Genomic DNA, 19,419 nt, shown 5'->3' on the forward strand with positions numbered 1-19,419 from the left:
ATTTGGGATCTACGGCAGCGACTCGGCGACGGCGCGGTGGCTGCTAGAAAGCCGGGCCAGCTTTGCGGATACGTCGGGATTGTAGAGCCGCAGATAGTTCCAGTAGTTGGAAAAGACGGCTTCGACGTAGCCCTTGGTTTCGGGGTAGGGAATTTGCTCAACGAATAGGTCGGGGTCGCTGTAGCCAAACCGCTCAATCCACTGGGCGATCGCCCCTGGCCCGGCGTTATAGCTGGCCACAGCAAACAGCGAGTTGTCGCTGTAGGTTTCGTGGGTGTAGTTGAGATACCAGGTGCCCAGCTTGATATTGTCGTCGGGGTTTTCCAGGTCATATTGCGGCTGGTTCAGCTTGCTGGCCACCCAGCTTGCGGTTCCTGGCATCAGTTGCATCAGCCCCTTGGCTCCGGCGGAGGACACGATCTTGCGCTCAAAGCGGGACTCTTGGCGGATCAGCGCCGTCACCAAGAGCGGATTCAGCCGCATGGTTTGCGACCACTGCTGAATCGGCTCGGCAAACTGGAACGGGAAGAGCGATCGCCAATAGTCGCCCTGCTGCCGTAGCGCCTGGATCTGGGGCTGCACCTCTGGCTCGGTGCGGCGCACCAAGCTGGAGATCTGGAAAATGCCCTCCAGGTTGTCGCCTACCCCCAGCCGGATCAGCCCGTCGGTAAACTGTTCTTCCACCGTCGGGGACTGGCGATTGGTAAATTCCGTTTGCCACAGCGCCCAGGCATCTTGAAATTGTCCCAGTTGGTACAGTTCCTTTAGGGTGTCAGAGCCAGCCAGCGGCATCGGATGCGTCGCGGGCAGTGCGACAGGCGGCAGCTTTTGTCGCACGGTGGTAAAGTCGCCCACGTCCCAACCCAGCATCGTCGCCGATCGCCAGGCGTAATAAGACTCTGGATAGCGGCTGAGGACATATTCGTAGGCCTGGGAGGCTTCCTGGGTCTGTCCTAGCCGTTGCGCCCACTTGCCTACCCAGAAGGCGGCTTCGGCGGCGAGAGGGCTGTCGGGATTTTCCTGAGCCACCTGTCGCGCCAGAGTCCACGCGCCCTGGATATCGCCTTGGGCAGCCTTCTCTTCGGCCAGCATCCAGCGCAGTTCGGCGGCGGCATCGGTCTGGCTGTGGCTTTCCAGGAGCATTTGGGCAACCTGGGCCGTCAGCGTTGCCTGGGCTGCGTCGGGCTTGACCAGTTTGTATTTCTCTAGCAGCGCGTCGCCTGCCCGGTCGGGATACTGGCTGATCACCTGGTCGAGATAGGTGAGCTTTGCTGCGCGATCGCGCCCCAACTGGGCCAGACGCAGTAGCGAGGTGGGGGCTTCGGGCGAGTCGGGAAACTCGGCAACGACTTTGTTGTAGGCGGTGATTGCGGTGTCGCGGCGGCCCGCTAGCTGTGCGCCCCGTCCTTCTCGGTAGGCGTTGAGCGGCGTGCGGGGTGCTTTGGCATAGGCTTTGCCCGCTTCGCCATAGCGCTGCTTTTCCCAGTTCAGAAAGGCGATCGCCTCCCAGTCTTCTGGCTTTAGCGTGTCGGCATGGTCTTTGGTCAGACGGTCGAGATATTCACCGACCTCTGGCAAATAGTGGCCATACCGGGCAATTTGTAGCAGCAACTCGGGCTGCTTGGGGTCTTGCTTGAGCAGCGTTTGGGCAATTTCGAGCGATCGCGGATGTGCCGGAAAGCGGGCGATCGCCCTTTGCCAATATTGCGGGTCAGCTTTGCCCAGTTCATACAGTGCCTCCACCGAGGCAGGCTTCTTGGCAAAGCGGTCTGCCAGCGCGCGCCAGGCTTCCGTCGCCTGGTCGGTTTCCCCAGCGGCAGCATGGGCTTGGGCCTGCCGCTTGAGGGCGTAGGCCGCCAGCGTCGAGTAATCCTTATCCAGCCTTTCTAAAAAGGGAACCGCAGCAGCGGCCTGTCCCTGCTGAATCAGGTCGCTGGCCAGCAGAAATCGCGCCCGCTTTTGATCGTCAGATCGCTTGCCCTGTGCCAGCAGTTGCAGTTGGGCGGCTCGCTGCTGGGGCGGCTGCGTCGCCAGGGAAAACACAGCCGATTGCGGCGTTTCAGGAACTACCAGCGTTTCTTCCCCAGTCGGATTCTGGGCCGAATTGGAGGATGCCTGGGGCCAAAGTCGCGTCGCGGCAGCACCCAGCAGCAGCACGGTCAATCCCGTTCCGATGGATAGCCATAGGACGTTTGCAGTTCGCTTCCGTTTCATCTTGCGGAGAATCGCTTTAGGGGTGTTGGCAGGGGGCTGTTTCCGCGCTGTCTTGTTTAGCGGAGTCTTGAGCGATGGTAACCGCTTTGGCGGGGAACTTGCCACCGGGCGGGGGGCAGAACGACGACCCGGCGACGAGTGAGGCGGCTGAGGTGGTTTGGGGACGGGCGATTTTCCGGGGCGGGCGGGCGGACGTTTACCAGCAGAGCGAGAGGAGGGCGATCGCATAACAAAACTCTGGAGATGCTGAGAGCGCAATCTTTTCACGAAACTTATAGCTCAGAATCCCAGAATCGGGCCTGCTTTTCTCAAAATTCAGGATTTCTACTGATGACGCTCCAAAAACACTGTGTCCACCACCCTCTTCCCTCTTCGTTCTTCCCTCTTCGTTCTTCCCTCTTCCTTCTTCCCTCTTCGTTCTTCCCTCTTCGTTCTTCCCTCTTCCTTCTTCCTTCTTCCCTCTTCCCTCTTCCCTCTTCCCCCTTCCCCCTCAATCTCCCCCCACTCCCTGCCGAACCGGGATTTCAATCCGAAACATCGCGCCCTGGCCGGGTTCGGAAATGCACTCTAGCGTGCCGCCGTGACGCTCGGTGACGATCTGGTAGCTGATGGACATGCCCAGTCCCGTGCCTTTGCCGACGGGCTTGGTGGTAAAGAAGGGGTCGAATAGGCGCTTCTGAACCGATTCGGGGATGCCAGGGCCGTTGTCGATCAGGTGAATGGCAACGCGATCGGGCACGATGTATTCCGTGCGGATGGTGATGCGGGGGGAATTGGAGTGATTTCCGCAGGAATTGCTCTGCGAATTGTCCCAATCCCCTTTTTCCAGCGCCTCGTCAAGCGCGTCGATGGCGTTGCTGAGGATGTTCATAAAAACCTGATTCAGCGAGCTGGCGTAGCACTCCACTTTGGGCAGCGAGCCATACTCCCGCACCACTTCGATGGCGGGCTGACCTGGCTTGCCCTTGAGCCGGTTCTGCAAAATCATCAGCGTGTTGTCGATGCCCTCATGCAAATCGACGGCTTTGAATTCCGCCTCATCCATGCGCGAGAAGTTGCGGAGCGACACAACGATTTTCTGAATGCGCTCTGCCCCAACGCGCATCGACTTCAGCAGCTTGGGCATATCGTCTAGCAAGAAGTCCAGATCCACATCGCCCAACACGTCCTGAATTTCTGGTAGGGGTTGGGGATAGTGCTGCTGATAGAGGCGCACAATTTGCAGCAAGTTTTCGGCATATTCGTTGGCGTAGCTGAGGTTGCCGTAGATAAAGTTCACCGGATTGTTGATTTCGTGCGCTACGCCAGCCACCAGTTGCCCCAGCGACGACATCTTTTCGCTTTGGATAAGCTGCGACTGGGTGCGCTGGAGTTCCCAGAGGGCGGTTTGCAATTCGTGGGTCTGCTGACGGAGTTGGGCTTCGGACTGTTGGAGGGCTTCTTCGGCAAATTTGCGATCGCTGATGTCAAAGCGAATGGCCAGATACTTTTGCACGCGCCCGTTCTGGTCGAGCGCAGGCACGATGGTGGTAGATACCCAATAAAAATGACCCGCCTTGGCGCGATTTTTCACCTCGCCGCGCCACACCTTGCCGCTACGAATCGTCGCCCACATGTCCCGGAAAAACTCTGGTGGATGATAGCCAGAGTTAACAATCCGGTGGGTTTTGCCGATGAGTTCTGCCTCACCATAGCCTGAAAGCTCACAAAACTTATCATTGACATAGGTGATTATGCCTTGGGGATCGGTAACTGCAAGAATGGCAGCCTGATCCATTGCGAACTGGCGAAACTGAAGTTCCTTCAGCGTTTTCAGCAGGGAATGCTCGGCCCGCTCGCGAACAAACACGGCCCGTTGCAGTTCATCGACGGTTTCCTGGAGTTCGGCGGTGCGCTCCTCCACGCGAAACTCCAACTCTTCCTTGGCCTGGCGCAGGGCTTCTTCGGCGTGGCGGCGATCGCTCACCTCCATCGAGATGCCCGTCGTGCCGATGACCTGCCCTGCCTCGTCATACATCGGCGTTTTGGTCGTGTTGAACCAGCGGATTGTGCCGTCTGGCATGGGAAGCTGCTCTTCTAGCGAGAAAGCCTGACCCGTGTTCATCACAGCCTGGTCTTCATCCTGGAACATTTGGGCCTTGTCGGTCGGCCAGAGATCAAAATCGGTTTTGCCAATCAGGGCTTCCGGGGCAATCCCTACCGACTCGGCAAAGGCCTGGTTCACCACCACATGCCGTCCCTGGCGATCCTTTAGCCAGATGCGGTGGGGAATGTTGTCCAGTACCGATTTGAACAGGTGTTTTTGGCGGCGCAGTTCTTCTTCGGCCTGCCTGCGATCGGTGATATCGCGGAAGGTGCCGACGGCTTTGAGCGGGATGCCGTTTTCGTCGTGGATGGTGACCCCGATATCGCGATACCAGCGGCATTCGCCGGTGCGAGTAAACATGCGATATTCCACGTCGTAGGGCGTTTGCCCCGTCGCGTCTTGAATATGGGCCAGCAGGGCAGCGGTGACCCACTCGGCATCGTCGGGATGGATGCGATCGCTCCAACTGTCTACCCGGTTAGGAAACTCTGCGACCGTCCGAAAGCCCAACAACTCTCGAAACTTGGGCGACCACCAGACGGGGTTGTCGGGATGGTTCAAGTCGCCGTTGATCAGCCCAACTTCCCACAGCCCTTCGTTGGTGGCCTGGTTGGCCAGGTCAAACCGGGCGATCGCCGCTTCTAGCTCGGCCTCTCGCCACTTCAGCGCAGTAATGTCTTGAATCGTGCAAACCAAATAGCAGTTGCCCAGCGCGTCCTGAATTCGCGTTTTCTTGGCCAGCACGATTTTGTTTGCGCCGGAGGCATCGGTCATCGACTCTTCATGAATCTGCGCCTCCCCGCTTTGCAGTACCAGCCGATCGGCGGCTTGGAACTCCGCTGCCTCATGGGGCAAGAACAGATCCTGATCGGATTTGCCCAGCATTTGCTCTCGCGTTAGCCCCGTAAGCTGGCAAAATGCGTCGTTGAAGTATAAGTAGCGATGCCGATCGTCTTTGACAAAAATGGGGTCGGTGATGCCCTCCAGCACCGCGCTCAAAAATCCCTGGGCGCTGCCCAGGGCTGCTGCTACGGTGAGCGGATCGATCGAGTCAGCCGGGTTAGCAGGGCGATCGCCCGTGGAGGGCCGGTCAGACAACGATGGTTGAGCGGATGATTTATCTGACGATGGATCAGACAGCACTTGGGAAGAGAGAGCCTCGTCTGGAGACATGGGTTCAATGAAGGTTCAATAAACTGACTCGGTGAACGCTACAGCATTTTTGGGTGGGATGAAGTCGCGCTGCCCTGAACAGGCTGCTCTGAAAAGACAGAGACGGCGCACCCACCAGAACACTCATTAGCATCGAAAACGCTGTATAGACACGAAACAGACACATCGCCCAATCGCTGGGAGTTTCAACCATTGATTGAGTCCAGGCACGCTGAAGCATCCAAATGGAGTGACTCAGCCCCAATTTTTCGTCAGAGTTTTTGTCAGAAGTTCTGGCCAGGATTTCTAGCCAGAACAATTTCCCCATAGAGTTCCCAATCTCTTTAATAAACAAAACTCTACAAACTACATCCGGTCGGAGGATGTGGAAATTTGGCGAAGTCGTCACGATGGAAGCTCGTTTGATCTTTCTTCAGGTTTGCATTGTGCCTCCTCATCGCCGCTCTGCCCTCCGTCGAACTGTCCCAGCCTCTTCCGGCTCTGTTCCTCCGCGTCACCCGCTCCAGCGACTCTTGGACTATGCCAGGGGCTATCGCCGACAGATTTGGGCGGCGACGCTGTGTTCACTGTTGAACAAGCTTTGTGACCTGGCCCCACCCGCTCTGATTGGCATCGCGGTAGATGTAGTGGTGCAGCAGCAAGACTCGGTGTTGGCGCGGTTTGGCGTGACCAGCGTGGCCGGACAGTTGGGGCTGCTGACTGCGATTAGCGCCGTAATCTGGGCGTTTGAGTCGATTTTTGAATACGCCTATGCACGGCTCTGGCGCAACCTGGCGCAAAAGATTCAGCACGACCTGCGGCTGGATGTCTACGGTCATTTGCAATCACTAGAGATGGAATATTTTGAAAGCAACAGCACCGGGCGGCTGATGTCGATTGTGAACGACGACATCAATCAGCTAGAGCGGTTTTTGGACTATGGTGCGAACGAGGTGTTGCAAGTAGCGGCGACCGTCGTGCTGATTGGCGGGGCGTATTTTATCCTGGCTCCGGGGGTGGCGTGGCTGGCAATGCTGCCGATGCCGTTTATTCTCTGGGGGTCGATCGCGTTTCAAAAATTGCTGGCTCCGCGCTACGCCGAAGTGCGCGAAAAGGCCAGTTTGCTGAATAGCCTCTTGTCGAATAACTTCAGCGGCATTTTGACCATCAAAAGCTTTACCACCGAAGATTACGAACTGGATCGTATTTGCCAAGAAAGCGAAGCCTATCGCCAGAGCAATGAGCGGGCGATCGCCCTCAGTTCTGCCTTTGTGCCGCTGATTCGGATTTTGATCTTGATTGGGTTTAGCGCGACGCTGTTTTTTGGTGGACTGGCGGTGGCGGGGGGCACGCTGTCGGTGGGCAGCTACAGCGTGCTGGTCTACCTGATTCAGCGATTGCTGTGGCCGCTGACGCGCCTGGGCGAAACGCTGGATCAATATCAGCGGGCGATGGCTTCGACAAATCGCGTGATGGATCTGCTGGATACGCCTGTGGCCAGTCCCCCTGGCTATCGGGCCCTACCTACGAGCCGGGTGCGCGGCGAGATTGTGCTGCGGGATGTGACCTTTGCCTATCGCGATCGCCCACCCGTGGTCGAGCATCTGTCGCTGGAAATTCCCGCTGGCAAAACGATTGCGATTGTAGGTTCCACGGGTTCCGGCAAAAGCACGCTGGTCAAACTGCTGCTGCGGCTCTATGAAATTCAGGCGGGCAGCATCACCCTCGATGGCATCGACCTGCGCGAGATCCGGCTTCAAGACTTGCGGCAATCCATCGGGCTGGTGAGCCAGGACGTGTTTCTGTTTCATGGCAGCGTCTGGGATAACATCACCTACGGCACGCCCCACGCCGCGCCCGCCGAGGTAATTGCTGCCGCCAAAATTGCCGAAGCCCACGAGTTTATTGAGCAGTTGCCGCAGGGCTACGAGACGATTGTGGGTGAACGCGGACAGAAGCTCTCTGGCGGGCAGCGCCAGCGATTGGCGATCGCCCGCGCCGTGCTAAAAAATCCGCCCATTCTGATCCTGGACGAAGCCACCTCGGCGGTCGATAACGAAACCGAAGCCGCCATCCAGCGATCGCTCGAAAAGATTACCCAAAATCGAACCACTGTGGCGATCGCCCATCGCCTCTCCACCATCCGCAACGCCGACCGCATCTACGTGATGGAATACGGCAAACTTGTGGAGCAGGGAACCCACGAAGCGCTGCTGGCTCAAAACGGCATCTACGCCAGCCTGTGGCGAGTCCAGGAAGGGCTGAGCAATCCTCGGCCAGCAGCGTAAGTCTTATTAAATTTGGGCATTGCCTGACTTACTGTGCAGGTTGACTGTGACAGTTTTGCAAAGTCGTTATTTAATAGGAAGTGAGCCGCGCATGAGGATGATAAACGGTGCGATCGCCCTTGGATGAGGTAGTACAAAACCTCTCGCAAGATCCCAACCTGCTTCGCATCAAGAAGTTGCTGATATACGCCAGCCAGCAGACTTGGGAGCGAGATCCGATCAAAATTCAGCAGGCAGACCTGTATCCGCTGGTGCAAGACCTGCGGGCTCAATATCCCACGCGCCAAATTCTAGAAGCGCACCTGACTGCTCTCGTCAATACGCTCAGCAAAGTGACAGAGTATACCCTGGTGGCCAATGCAGCGCTGAGTCATCTGGAGCCGCTCTATCCAGCAAATGAGTCTTTGGCGATCGCCGCTAGTCCCCAAGACTATCAGCAGGTCGCTGCCCAGTTTCAGCAAGATACCAACAGTTCCCGCATTAAAAAGCTGCTCTTTGCCGCCTGCACTCAGACCTGGGAAAATGACCCCCAGGTGTTGAGCCAGCACTCCCTGGTCGAATTGGTGCAGCGGCTCCACCGATTGACCGCTACGCCTCAAACCCTCGATGCCATCCTCACCAGCATCGTCCGCACGCTCAATCGCCAAGCCGAATACACTCGCGTTGCCCAGACGATTATCCACGCCTTTGCGCCGCTCTATGGCGACATGCTAGAGGTCACCCAGGCCAATCTGGCAGTCCCTCCCTCCTCGACTGCCGATGAAACGCGCATTCACAACTCGGTTGCGCTGTCTTCCAGTGCTGCATATTCTATTCCTTTAGACGCTCCTGCTGAGCAGCCTCGCGAATCTCCTGCTGCAAATCTCTCGTTTCCACCGGTTGAAGTCTGCCCGTCTATAACCTCCTCTCAGCCACGACTCACACTGGACGACCCGGCCCCGTGGGTCGATCTGCGGCTAACGCTAATGAAATTCAGCAATCCCCTGCGGGCAAAGCTGCTGCTATACACGGTGCTATACGAACCCCTGCCGCCGGGTCTGCAAGCCTGGACGCACCTGAAAGGCTACGATCTGGACACGCTGCTCAAGCAGGTATGGCAACAGTATTCCTCGTTTGACGCGCTCAGCGCGGAGTTGGGAAAAGCCGCTGATTTGCTGGCCGATCTGGAGCCTAGTGGCGATCGCCCTGGCGAGTCCCGTGCCAACCCCTACCAGCCCGTTGCCAGTGCCCTCCTGCGGGCGTTTCAGCCGTTTTATCCCAGTTCAGATTTCACCCAAACCGATTTACCAGCCGCCTTGCCGGAGAATGGAGCGGGCGATCGCTCCGCCTGCCCTGCTCCCTCCAGCGACGACCCCACGGGCATTATCGGCCATCCCGAACTTGGCTAAAACAGCCTACATCCCATCACGTTTTAACCTTCATCCTCCCTTCATGACCCCCCAAGAACTGCTCCAGCGCTATGCTCAACGCGAAATCCACTTTAGCGGCGAGAACCTGGCCGGAGCCTGTCTTAGCCATGCCGATCTGATCGGGATCGACCTCAGCCGCGCCGATTTGCGCCACGCCAACCTCGCCCTCGCCTACCTCAACCGGGCAAACCTCAGCAAAGCCACGCTCGATCACGCGACCCTCAGTGGCATCAACCTCAGTCAAGCCACCCTCACGGGAGCCAGCCTCAATGATGCTGATTTGCACGGCGCAATCCTGACCGGGGCCGATCTCCGCAGCGCAGCCCTGACCTTGGCAGATCTGCTCGATGCCAACCTCAGCGATGCAGATTTGCGAAATACCGACCTGAGTGGCGCAAATCTAACGGGTGCTTGCCTGCGTGGGGCCAACCTGCGCGAAGAAAACCGCCGCTACACAGCCAACCTCCGCGGCGCAACCCTCCGCAAAGCTGACCTGCGCGGCGCAAACCTGACAGGTGCAGACCTGGCACGGGTAGACCTGCGCGAAGCCGACCTCAGCGAAGCCACCCTCCGCAGCGCCACCCTCAGCGGGGCCGACCTCAGCGGCGCGAACCTGCGCGGAGCCTTCCTCACCGAGGCGGATCTGTCCCAGGCCTACCTGCGCTCTGCCGACCTGACTAATGCCAAGCTAGAACGTGCCATCCTCACCGAAGCCGACCTCCAGAATGCGGTCTTGCGAAGCGCCATCCTGCCCGATGCCCAAATGTCTCGCGCCGAGCTACAGGACACAATTCTCGCCTTTGCCCAACTCAGCCGTGCCGACCTCAGCCGCGCCAACCTCCAAGGGGCAGACTTGCAGCATGCCCAACTCACCGATGCCTACCTGGCCAGAGCCAGCCTGGTCAACGCCAATCTCAGCAATGCAAACCTGGTGCGGGCAGAACTCAGCAGCACCGATCTGGCTGGTGCAATTCTCAAAGGCGCGACTCTGCCGGATGGATCAGACGGTTCGTAATCCAGGCTTTCCCAGACGTGACTCCCAGAGCGTTACACGTTCAGGAATCCGTACAAGACTGCAAGACTGGCAACCCAAAATCCAAAATCCCCAATCCAAAATCCACTCTAGAACCTTCGTCCCAAAAGCCGCTGTCGCACGCCGTCCGCAATTTTCTGCCCCAGATACTCTGGAATCAGGTTCTCATTGGGCCCCAGCAGATACAGGATGAGCCGCGTCCGTCCGCGCCACACCAGCAGGTTTGCGTTAACCACCAGCAGGTCTTCCTGCCAGATCGCGTACATCACCTTATAGAACAGCCCCGGCTGGTTGTCTGCCTCGATCAGCAGTGCAGGCAGGTGAAACACTGGGTCTACATAAAATTCGGTTTCCACCTGCTCTAGTCCCGCATCCAGGTTAAACTCGACCGCCAGCATCTCTTCTACTTCAAAGCGGCCGCCCAGCGCCTCTCGAATGGCCCGACAGACATTCTCTGCCGTCTTTTCGCTCAGCGCCTTGCCGCTCCGCGCCACCACCAGCTTGATAAAAACCAGCATCGGTGGATAGATCTGACCGTAGAGACTCAGACCGTGAATCGTCAGCCCGTAGGCTGCCAGCACGCCGAAAATGTCACTGAGCAAAAACGACTGGTTGCGGTAGGCAAAGTGCAAGGCGCTCTTATTGCCTTCTGGCTTGATTTCAATAACCGCCTGGCGACTTTTGTAGAGCTGATAGGCCAGGCGCAGGTTTTGAAGCTGAATCTCGCTGCTGACAAATTGCTCATAAAACTGTGGAAACGCCCGGTTAAAGCGTTTCAAGAGTTCCAGCGTCGTTGGTTTTAAGCCCGGAGCCATATCTGGGGAAAGCCCTTGTGTGCCCACATGATGGATTTTGAGTCGATTCCTGAGGCTCGATAGAACTGCTGACGGAGCATTCAGCCGCCTGAGGGTCAGGATGATCGCAATTTCGCCAGTAGGCGACGCAGTAATGCGCTTCTATCTTAGAAAACCCTAACTGTAGGTCAATCTCTCACAAATTGCACCCCTACTTTCGGTGAATTTGCGACCAGGGGCATCAAAATGTGTTGTCAAAATGCAGCAGCCTTTTTGGGAACAAGAGAGGAACGCTATACTATGCTAATACTGCTGTCCCAATCTTTGTCTAGGCTACGCACTCGCATGGGCTTCTGGAAAAGCTTATTCACTGCTTCTGATGCTGCCGCTGCGTCCAGACCGGCCCAACCTGAGGGACAGGTGGCACCCGTAATGACGACTACGAGCGGGTCTCGAATTTTTTTTAGCACCGATCGCGAGATTGACCTTTATGAGCTAGAAGAGCTGTGCGATGCAGTGGGCTGGTCGCGGCGACCGCTGCGTAAGGTCAAAAAGGCGATTCAGCACAGCTTTTTGGTGGTGTCAATGTGGGAGCAGCGAGGCGCTCAGCGACGACTGATTGGCTTTTCTCGCGCTACGTCCGACCATGCCTTTAACGCCACCATCTGGGACGTGGTGGTGCATCCTGATTTTCAGGGCAAGGGGCTGGGTAAGGCGCTAATGAAGCAGGTGATCAAAAAACTCCGCAGCGAAGACATTAGCAATATCACCCTGTTCGCCGATCCGCATGTGGTGGAGTTTTATCGGCATCTGGGCTTTATGTCTGACCCGGAAGGGATTAAGGGAATGTTCTGGTATCCTGATTAAGCCTTGAAGAATTAAGCCTTGATATGTCTTGAGAAAAGACACAGGAAGATTAGCACTGTAGGGATGGCTTTAAGGAGCAGGCGCAACTCTAGCGGCGGGTTGGGACAAGCTGACGCGCCTGTTCTACCCAGAGTGATACGTCGCCTAGAGGTGGGCAGAGATCTTGGCGCTGCATCGTGGCAATTTGCAATCGCATGAGCTGGCGGTGGAGCTTGGGGAGTGGGGTGTCTGCAAGCTGCTGGACGGAAATGATTCCTGTGTGGAGCAGCAGCCCGCAATAGGTACAGCCGACGGCGGGAATGCGGGCCAGGTCGCATAGGGCGGCCCATTTGTTGACGTGTTTGGGATGAAGCTGGAGGTGCGCTGCCAGGTTGTGCCGCTGGGCGGGGGTTTGGGTGCGTTGCCAAAAATCCAGGGTGGTTTTGAAGCCTGCCCGATGGAGCAAGTCCAGGTTTTCGGCGCTGAGGCCGGGGAGTTGGGCGATCGCCCAGTTGCAGGAGCGAATGGGCTGGGGCAGGGTTTCGCGAGATTTGGGCGGCATTTTAAGCGTTCTGGGGCAGTGGGATGGCTTGAGGCTGGGGCAGGCGACGAGCGGCAACACGATGGCTGGCAACACGATAGATAGGCTGCTCCAGTTAGGCTGCTCCAAATCCATCATGGCATGGACGCAAGGCACGGACAGCCAGGGGAATTCCTTCAGCAGTCTGGATTGTTGCAAAATCCCTAAGAATTGTTAGGAATTGGCTACAAATGACGGTTTTCCGGAGCCTCTGGGGGCACTCTAGGCAGGTTAAACTGTATCTAATAATACTTTTTACGCCACTAGGCTTGCCTTTCTTGCGTGTCTCTTGTCTAGCGGCTGACTGGATTCGTTAACTGCTGGACTGGTTCACGGTTGGCGCTTGTACCGTTTGCTCTTGACTTATTTGCTCTTGGCTTAAACAATCACACCCTATGAAACCGACCCATCGAAGCAGCATTTCTCCCAATGAGATTGGCGGGGCGATCGCCCCTCAGTCTTGCCCACCTCCGTCGTCTGCCGCAGGGATTGCTGCTGAGTCGGAGGAGCTATCGGACAGCCTGTACATCCCGCAGCCGCAGAAGCCTAAGTCAGCCCGCCGCGTCCGCAGTCTGAAACGCCAGCAGCAGGCCCGGGCGATCGCCGAAGGTCGCCTGACGCAAATTGGCGAAGACCTGCTGGGGCTAGCGGATGAGCTGCGATCGCTCAATCCAGACTTGTCGGACTCGCTCGACGATGCCTGGAGCGACGTGGAACAGGCTTTGGAGATGCTGCTGGACGAGGCGGCCTGGTAGGAGAGGGAAACGCGGCGGCAGGCTGGCATGATTGGGAGGCTGGAAGGATTAGGAACGCTGGCTTCCACGCCCCATCACGTTCGCACGCCCTTGGCTGCAATATCCAACCAGTGCGGCAAATAGCCCCATGCCAGCGACATACTTGAGCAGGTCGGGCACAGCGGGGTTGGGAGAAAAGAAGCCTTCGATAATACCCGCGATGACCAGCAGCGGAACCACGCCGTACATCAACTGGGCGGCCTGAGTGCCATAGCGCTTGAGCGCATCGACGCGGCGCAGCGGCCCCGGAAAGAGGAGGGCCCGGGCCAGCAGCAGCCCTGCGCCCCCTGCCAGAAAAATAGCGGGCAGTTCTAGCGCTCCGTGGGGAAAGACAAAGGCCCAAAAGGGGAAAGCGAGATTGTTTTGCCCCACCAGCGCGGCGATCGCCCCGATATTGATCCCGTTTAGCAGCAGAATGTAGACCGTCGCCAATCCTGCCGTGATGCCGCCCGCCGCTGCCGCAAAGGATACCTTCAGATTGTTCACCATGATATTGCTGGCGGCGTAGGGTTCCACGCCGACGATCGACCCCATCCAAAGCTCCTGGCGATCGCGCACTTGGCGAATGATGGAGCTAGGCACCATCAGTTCAATAAAGCTCGGATCGCGCCAGGAATACCACCAGGCGACCAGGGCCGCCAGCACAAACAAGGCCGTTGCCAGCACGATGTACCCCGCGCACTGCTGCACCACCGCCGGAAACCCCGATTGGTAAAACTGGCGCACCGCCTCCCACTCCTGCCGCCGCAGCCCTTGATAGACCTGGGCATAGCCGCGTGTGGTCAGCGATTGTAGCTCTTGGGTCAGGCGCGGGCTGATCTGCTGGGCGCGGGCCAGATCGCCCGACACGGCTCGATAAAGGCTGGCAAGCTGATGAATTTCCGCCGCCGTCAGCGACTTTAGCCCGCGCCGTTCCGCCTGTTGCAGCAGACGGTCGAGGTCGTTCCAGCTTGATTCTCGGCGGGCAGTCCAGCGGCGAAGGTCCATGTTGGGGTCAGCAAGTGGAGGGAGCCGGAGCGGGCAAAACGTCCGTTGGAGAACGCATCTTAGATTTCAGGAGATTGCAAAAGGGTGAAACTCTGCCGATGCGTAGACTACGATAGCATCAGTCCTTTGCGCTCTGGTGGGCTGCTTGCCAGCCTCGTTCGATTTTATGACCCTCAGCCCTAGCTCCGGCCCAAACTCTCCTGACCTAACCCAGCCGCTTACCATCGGCAACGCGGTAAACGTTGGCTTTCGGCTGTATGGAGCCAAGCTCAAGCCCTATTTATGGCTGGCCACCCGATCCACGCTGTGGATTTTGCTGCCCATCATGCTGGCGATCGCCCTGGGCTTTTTTTATGCTACGACACAGCGTTACTTCACCACGCTGGGGCTGGTGATTCCGGCGTGGGTGGTGCTGATGGTGTTTTGCTCAGCCCGATCCTACTCGCTCTCGGCGGCGATCGCCCGTCTGGGCTTTGGCGAACTGACCCAACAGCCAGAGAGCATTGAATCGGCCTGTCGCTACACCCGCGCCCGGCAGTGGGGATTTGTATGGGTCTATGTGCTGCTGTTTTTGCTGGGAGTCGCAGTAACGCTGCTGTTTTACATTGTGGCAGCCGTGGTGGTGGTCATTATGCTTGTGTTTGTCGGCGGCACAGACTTTTTGCTAAATCCCCAGTCGGCAGCGCTAGTTAACCCAGGACTGATCCTCCTGGCGTTTCTGGTCTTTTTGGGAATTGTGGGATTGCTGGTTTGGATGCTGACCTGGTTTAGCATCCGCTTCTCGGTGCCCGATTTGCCGCTGGCAGTAGAGCCAGGACTCACAGCAACACAGTCGCTAGGGCGCAGTTGGGAATTGACCCATAAAAACGTCGGGCGAATTTTCCTGATTTTGCTGGTGACGTGGATCGCCACAATCCCGCTGCAATTTGTGATTCAGATTGTGCTAGGCATTGCCCAAGAGGCGATCGTCCGCATCTATCCCGAAAATTCTCCCCTCTATGGCGTGCTCACGTTTGGCAGCAGTTTCCTGATTAGCCTGCTGCTGGGCATTTTTACCCTACCGCTCTGGCAGTCGATCAAAGCCACCATTTACTACGATTTGCGCCGTCGCCGAGAGGGGCTGGGGCTGCAACTGAGCAATCCCGAACTCGACGACGGGGACTTTGGCTCTGCCGATATTCAGGACTCCGCCCCCCCTCGATGAGGCTCTATGCGCTTTTTTAACCGGGTCAATCTGCATACGCCCGAAAGCGTGGAGCTAGAGTTTTCGCTGGCGGGCATCGGCAACCGGGCGCTGGCGCTGCTGATTGACTATCACATCGTGGCGCTGTCGCTGCTGGGATTTTCCGTTATCTGGATTTTCCTATCCACCCAGTTAATGAGCTATTTGCTCCAATGGGAGGGCGACTTTAGCGCGGTGCCGCCGTGGCTATTGGCCGTCTTTGTGCTGGGGACTTTTGTCATTTATGCGGGCTATTTCATCGGCTTCGAGGTCTATCGCCAGGGGCAGACACCGGGTAAGCGCTTCGCCAAAATTCGCGTTATCCGCGACGACGGCCGCCCGATTGGCATCACTCAAGCCGCGCTGCGATCGCTCTTGCGCCCCATCGACGACTTTTTCTTCATCGGGGCGCTGTTCATCCTGTTTAGCAAACGAGAAAAGCGCATCGGCGATTGGGTCGCTGGAACCATCGTGGTGCAGGAAACGGGCCGCCGCGCCAAGCCCAGCATGGCCCCTTCTGACCGCACCCAGCAGTTGGTTGCTACCTTACCCACGCTGGCTAACCTGCGGAACCTGCGCCCCGACGACATCGCCGTGATTCGTGAATATCTCGACCGCCGCAAGGACCTGACCCGCAAAGCCCGCCATAATCTCAGCCTGACGCTTGCCCGCCAGGTGCGATCGCGCATCCAGCTAGAAACCCTTCCCGACGGGCTAACCTCGGATGAGTTTTTGGAAGCCGTGTATCTGGCAGTGGTTCAGGCGTGAACCCTACGCCTCAATCACTACGCGCAAATTCCCGCGTTTTTTCACGACGCGGCAGCCCGTTGTGTTGCCGACGCGCTCAAACTCCAGGTCGAGCAGGGTGCTGCCCACACGCAGGTTTTGCAGGGACAGGTGGCGGATCGAGTCGGGCAGCACCGGGTCGAGAATTCGCAGGTGGTTGGCGGGGGCATTGGGCACGGGGTTGATCATCAGTTGCACGAGATGAAACACGGTGCCCGTGGCCCAGGCCTGGGGCGAACAGGCCACAGGATATTGCACGGGGGCTGCGCCAGGGGTGCGCTCATAGCCGCAGAACAGTTCCGGCGGGCGACAGTAGGGCTGTTGTAGCGTCATGTCGAGCAGTCCTTGGGCAATTTCCAGGGCAGCGTCAGTCAATCCTAGCGATCGCAGTCCCAGGGCAATCAGTCCGTTGTCGTGGGGCCAGACCGAGCCAACATGGTAACCCATCGGGTTATAGGCGGGCGATAGGCTGCTGAGGGTGCGGATGCCCCAACCGTTGAACAGGTCGGGCGCTTGCAGCCGTTCCGCCACGCTGCGGGCTTTGTCTGGTTCAAAGATCCCCAGCCCCAGGCAGTGACCAGGGTTGGACGTGATGCTGTCTACAGGCTTGCCGTCGCCGTCTAATGCCAGGGCACAAAAGTCCAAATCTTCTACCCAAAAATCGCGGTTAAACCGGGTTTTGAGATTCTGCGCTTCGGTCTGCCAGCGGTCCGCCAGGTCAAACCGTTTGTAAAGCCGAGCGATGTCGCTAAGGCGGAGCTTGGCAGCATACACATAGGCTTGCACCTCGCACAGGGCGATCGCCCCTTGTGCCATTTGGCCGTGCCGATCGACGATGCAGGTGTCGGAGTCTTTCCAGCCCTGATTGGGCAAGCCTTTGCGCGATCGCCGATTGTAGCTGAGATAGCCCGTTTCGCGGCAGGACTGGTCGATCCACTCCATTGCAGCGAGGGCATTGGGCCAGAGGCGATCCAGCGTGTCGCGGTCGTGCGTCCAGGCGTAGTAGTCGGCGTAGAGCAACAGCCATAGCGGGGTCGCGTCTACTGTGCCGTAGTAGGGCGTGTGGGGAATTTCCTGGCAGCGAGCCAGCTCGCCAAAGCGTAGCTCGTGGAGAATTTTGCCAGGGGCTTCGTCGCGCCAGCCGTCATCGGCTTTGCCCTGATAATGTGCCAACACGGTCAGGGTTTCGCGGGCGATCGCCGGGTCGAGGATGAGCGTTTGCATGGCTGCAATGATAGAATCACGCCCAAATAGCGTGGAAAACCAGGGCACGCCCGCCGACAGCGCCTTGCCTTGCTCAAAGGTCTGCCGCAGCAAGTAAATGTCTTGCTCCGCTCGCTCCAAAATCTGGTTGATGTCTTTGTTGTCGGTGCGGATGCGAGTGGTGGCGGTGTGCCATTCGGTTTCTTCCATCTGCTCAGCCGCCTTTGCCTGCACCAGCGTTGTGGGCGGGCTGACCGTAGACACCAAGCGCCCATTCATCCGCATCTCCAGGCGATAGCCCACCTTCATCGTTTGGTGAGAGGCCAGTTCCACGTACCAGACAGCAGTGTAGCCTTTGAGGAAACTGGGGCGCTGATGCAAAAACTGGATGTGCGATTCGGTCAACACGCCGTCTCGCCCCTGATAGGCTAGTGTCAGTTCCGTTGGGTCAGGAATGGAGCTCAGGGCAAAGCGGGGTTGGCCGCTGCTGTCAGCATCACCAAACCCGGTCGGCGACATCACCTGGCGTAGCAGTTGCCCCCGCTCGCCCCGCCGAAAGCCTCGAATTTCAAACAAATCCAGAAAATCGGCATCAAAGCTGAGGCTCATTTCAAAGCGCACGGGCATTGTGCTGTAGTTGGTCAGCGTCAGTTCTTCAAACAGGCCGCCATTCAGCACAATTTCACGCTCGATGCCGAGGGTGTCGGCGGGCAGGTTATCGTCGATCAGCGGGTTGGTACACAGGGCAGAAAAGGCAAATCCCTTGGTGGCATTGCTGCTTAGCAACACGGGCGATCGCCCCTCGATTTGCAGTTCCAGACGGCTGAGAAATCGTGTATCCCGGCAAAATAGACCCAAGCTGGCGACGGTGCTATCGTCTAGCCGTCCCGAAATGTTGCCCAGCGTATCGATAATCAGAAACAGGTCATCGTCTTTAAGCGTTAGCGTCGGCTGGGGGCGATCGCTCGCCACGCAGGCCCACTCGGCCACGGGGGCTTGAGTCACCGGCACAAAGGTACGTCCATTGAGTTCAATTACGTCGGGCATAGTCTCTGGAAAAGTCAGGATTCAAGGAACTGTGGGTCAAGAGGCAGGTCAAAACGCACGGCAGATCGAAGCTTGAGCAGTTCTAATTCGCCCAATTTGGGATGCGCTGGTCTCGACTGGTTAATGAGTGAGAATTGAAGTGATCTGTAAAGTGATCAATAAAGTGATCAATCTCAAAGTGATCAATCTCCAAGGCGATCCGTCTACAGCGTTTTTTAAGCTAGTGAGGCACACGGATGGTCAATAAGCCCTTGCCTCGTGAGGGCAGCATGTGCCTCACCCCGCAAGAAAATGCTGTATAAGCAGGTGATTTAAGCAGGCGATTTACGAACCATCGAACCGAAATAATTAGCGCCGGAGGGGACAGTTCCGGCAGATTCAGAGTCATAACACACTTTCCAGTAGTCGCTTTCGTGGCAGCCAGTAGCGGTTCAACGCGCTTGCAGATCACTTTGAGAAAGTCGTCAAAAAATCGATCATCTCAAATCTGATTTGAACGGTTTTCATGCCAGATTTGAATCAGATCAAGAGCGCCGCGTGGCGATGGCGAATGTCATGACATTGTCATGGCATCGAGAGTGCATTCTGCTCTCAAATTCATCACGATGCAGGAGGAGAACCTGGGTAGGATTTCACCCGAAAAGGTTCAATCTGAAATGAATCCCCGGAAATCAACCCAACGCTGCGCCATATCCAGCAGCAAGAGACCCTAGCAAGTCCTGATGAAGGGATGCTTGCCGAATCTCCTGCGTTCGGTCGCCAAAAAGTAGCACTGGACACTCATTTTAGTGTGCCACGACTTTCTTAAAGTTACGCTAAATCCTCAATAAAAGATTTTGAAGCCATCAGTTGTAGCAATATTTCAACTTAATTTAATAGCAGTTTCAAGACTTTTCAATTAGCCCTATTTGGCAGGGTTAAACACTGTAAGTGTCGATCAAGTTTTATGAAAAATTTAGCTCGTAAAAAACACAGAAG

General features: G+C 57.2%; 14 protein-coding genes. 8 read left to right on the forward strand and 6 right to left on the reverse strand.

Annotated features, from left to right (window positions below; all coding sequences use genetic code 11):
- Positions 1-9 precede the first annotated feature (9 nt).
- On the reverse strand, positions 10-2,214 hold the full coding sequence (locus IGS16_RS19915; RefSeq protein WP_297088466.1) for a transglycosylase SLT domain-containing protein: 2,205 nt from the start codon (positions 2,212-2,214) through the stop codon (positions 10-12).
- A gap of 74 nt (positions 2,215-2,288) precedes the next feature.
- Here IGS16_RS19915 and IGS16_RS19920 point away from each other — a divergent pair, with 74 nt between their 5' ends.
- Complete coding sequence (locus IGS16_RS19920; RefSeq protein WP_156435447.1) at positions 2,289-2,444, forward strand: hypothetical protein; 156 nt, start codon at positions 2,289-2,291, stop codon at positions 2,442-2,444.
- Positions 2,445-2,704: 260 nt separating this feature from the next.
- On the opposite strand, the gene IGS16_RS19925 is transcribed toward IGS16_RS19920, so the two are convergent.
- A complete protein-coding gene (locus IGS16_RS19925; protein WP_297088469.1) occupies positions 2,705-5,398 on the reverse strand; it encodes a PAS domain S-box protein in 2,694 nt (897 codons plus the stop codon).
- A gap of 587 nt (positions 5,399-5,985) precedes the next feature.
- Between IGS16_RS19925 and IGS16_RS19930 the strand changes: the two genes are divergently transcribed.
- From IGS16_RS19930 to IGS16_RS19940, 3 genes are all read left to right on the forward strand, one after another.
- Positions 5,986-7,740 (forward strand): ABC transporter ATP-binding protein, encoded by a 1,755-nt coding sequence (locus tag IGS16_RS19930; RefSeq protein WP_297088799.1) that lies wholly within the window; start codon positions 5,986-5,988, stop codon positions 7,738-7,740.
- A gap of 107 nt (positions 7,741-7,847) precedes the next feature.
- A complete protein-coding gene (locus IGS16_RS19935) occupies positions 7,848-9,128 on the forward strand; it encodes a hypothetical protein (RefSeq protein WP_297088471.1) in 1,281 nt (426 codons plus the stop codon).
- A 43-nt stretch (positions 9,129-9,171) separates the two neighbouring features.
- Complete coding sequence (locus IGS16_RS19940; RefSeq protein WP_297088473.1) at positions 9,172-10,164, forward strand: pentapeptide repeat-containing protein; 993 nt, start codon at positions 9,172-9,174, stop codon at positions 10,162-10,164.
- Between the two features lie 107 nt (positions 10,165-10,271).
- Here IGS16_RS19940 and IGS16_RS19945 read toward each other — a convergent pair whose 3' ends face one another.
- Positions 10,272-10,997: a hypothetical protein gene (locus tag IGS16_RS19945; RefSeq protein ID WP_068513509.1), complete on the reverse strand. Its 726-nt coding sequence runs from the start codon at positions 10,995-10,997 to the stop codon at positions 10,272-10,274.
- A gap of 324 nt (positions 10,998-11,321) precedes the next feature.
- Between IGS16_RS19945 and IGS16_RS19950 the strand changes: the two genes are divergently transcribed.
- Complete coding sequence (locus IGS16_RS19950; RefSeq protein WP_068513512.1) at positions 11,322-11,843, forward strand: GNAT family N-acetyltransferase; 522 nt, start codon at positions 11,322-11,324, stop codon at positions 11,841-11,843.
- Positions 11,844-11,931: 88 nt separating this feature from the next.
- On the opposite strand, the gene IGS16_RS19955 is transcribed toward IGS16_RS19950, so the two are convergent.
- A complete protein-coding gene (locus tag IGS16_RS19955) occupies positions 11,932-12,561 on the reverse strand; it encodes a DUF4332 domain-containing protein (RefSeq protein ID WP_297088475.1) in 630 nt (209 codons plus the stop codon).
- Positions 12,562-12,797: 236 nt separating this feature from the next.
- Here IGS16_RS19955 and IGS16_RS19960 point away from each other — a divergent pair, with 236 nt between their 5' ends.
- Positions 12,798-13,157, forward strand: coding sequence for a hypothetical protein (locus tag IGS16_RS19960; RefSeq protein WP_297088478.1), 360 nt, complete (start codon positions 12,798-12,800; stop codon positions 13,155-13,157).
- A 48-nt stretch (positions 13,158-13,205) separates the two neighbouring features.
- Here the strand turns inward: IGS16_RS19960 and IGS16_RS19965 are convergent, their stop codons facing one another.
- On the reverse strand, positions 13,206-14,183 hold the full coding sequence (locus IGS16_RS19965; RefSeq protein ID WP_297088480.1) for a stage II sporulation protein M: 978 nt from the start codon (positions 14,181-14,183) through the stop codon (positions 13,206-13,208).
- Positions 14,184-14,328: 145 nt separating this feature from the next.
- On the opposite strand from IGS16_RS19965, the gene IGS16_RS19970 reads away from it, so the two are divergent.
- Together IGS16_RS19970 and IGS16_RS19975 are read left to right on the forward strand one after the other, a co-directional pair.
- The gene (locus tag IGS16_RS19970; RefSeq protein ID WP_297088482.1) at positions 14,329-15,387 is read left to right on the forward strand and encodes a hypothetical protein; all 1,059 of its coding nucleotides are present in this window, start codon (positions 14,329-14,331) and stop codon (positions 15,385-15,387) included.
- 6 nt (positions 15,388-15,393) lie between these two features.
- Positions 15,394-16,173: an RDD family protein gene (locus IGS16_RS19975; RefSeq protein WP_297088484.1), complete on the forward strand. Its 780-nt coding sequence runs from the start codon at positions 15,394-15,396 to the stop codon at positions 16,171-16,173.
- Between the two features lie 3 nt (positions 16,174-16,176).
- On the opposite strand, the gene IGS16_RS19980 is transcribed toward IGS16_RS19975, so the two are convergent.
- A complete protein-coding gene (locus tag IGS16_RS19980; RefSeq protein WP_297088486.1) occupies positions 16,177-18,441 on the reverse strand; it encodes an amylo-alpha-1,6-glucosidase in 2,265 nt (754 codons plus the stop codon).
- Positions 18,442-19,419 lie beyond the last annotated feature (978 nt).

Source organism: Thermoleptolyngbya sp. C42_A2020_037, assembly GCF_015272455.1.
In the GTDB taxonomy this organism is placed as follows: domain Bacteria; phylum Cyanobacteriota; class Cyanobacteriia; order Elainellales; family Elainellaceae; genus Thermoleptolyngbya.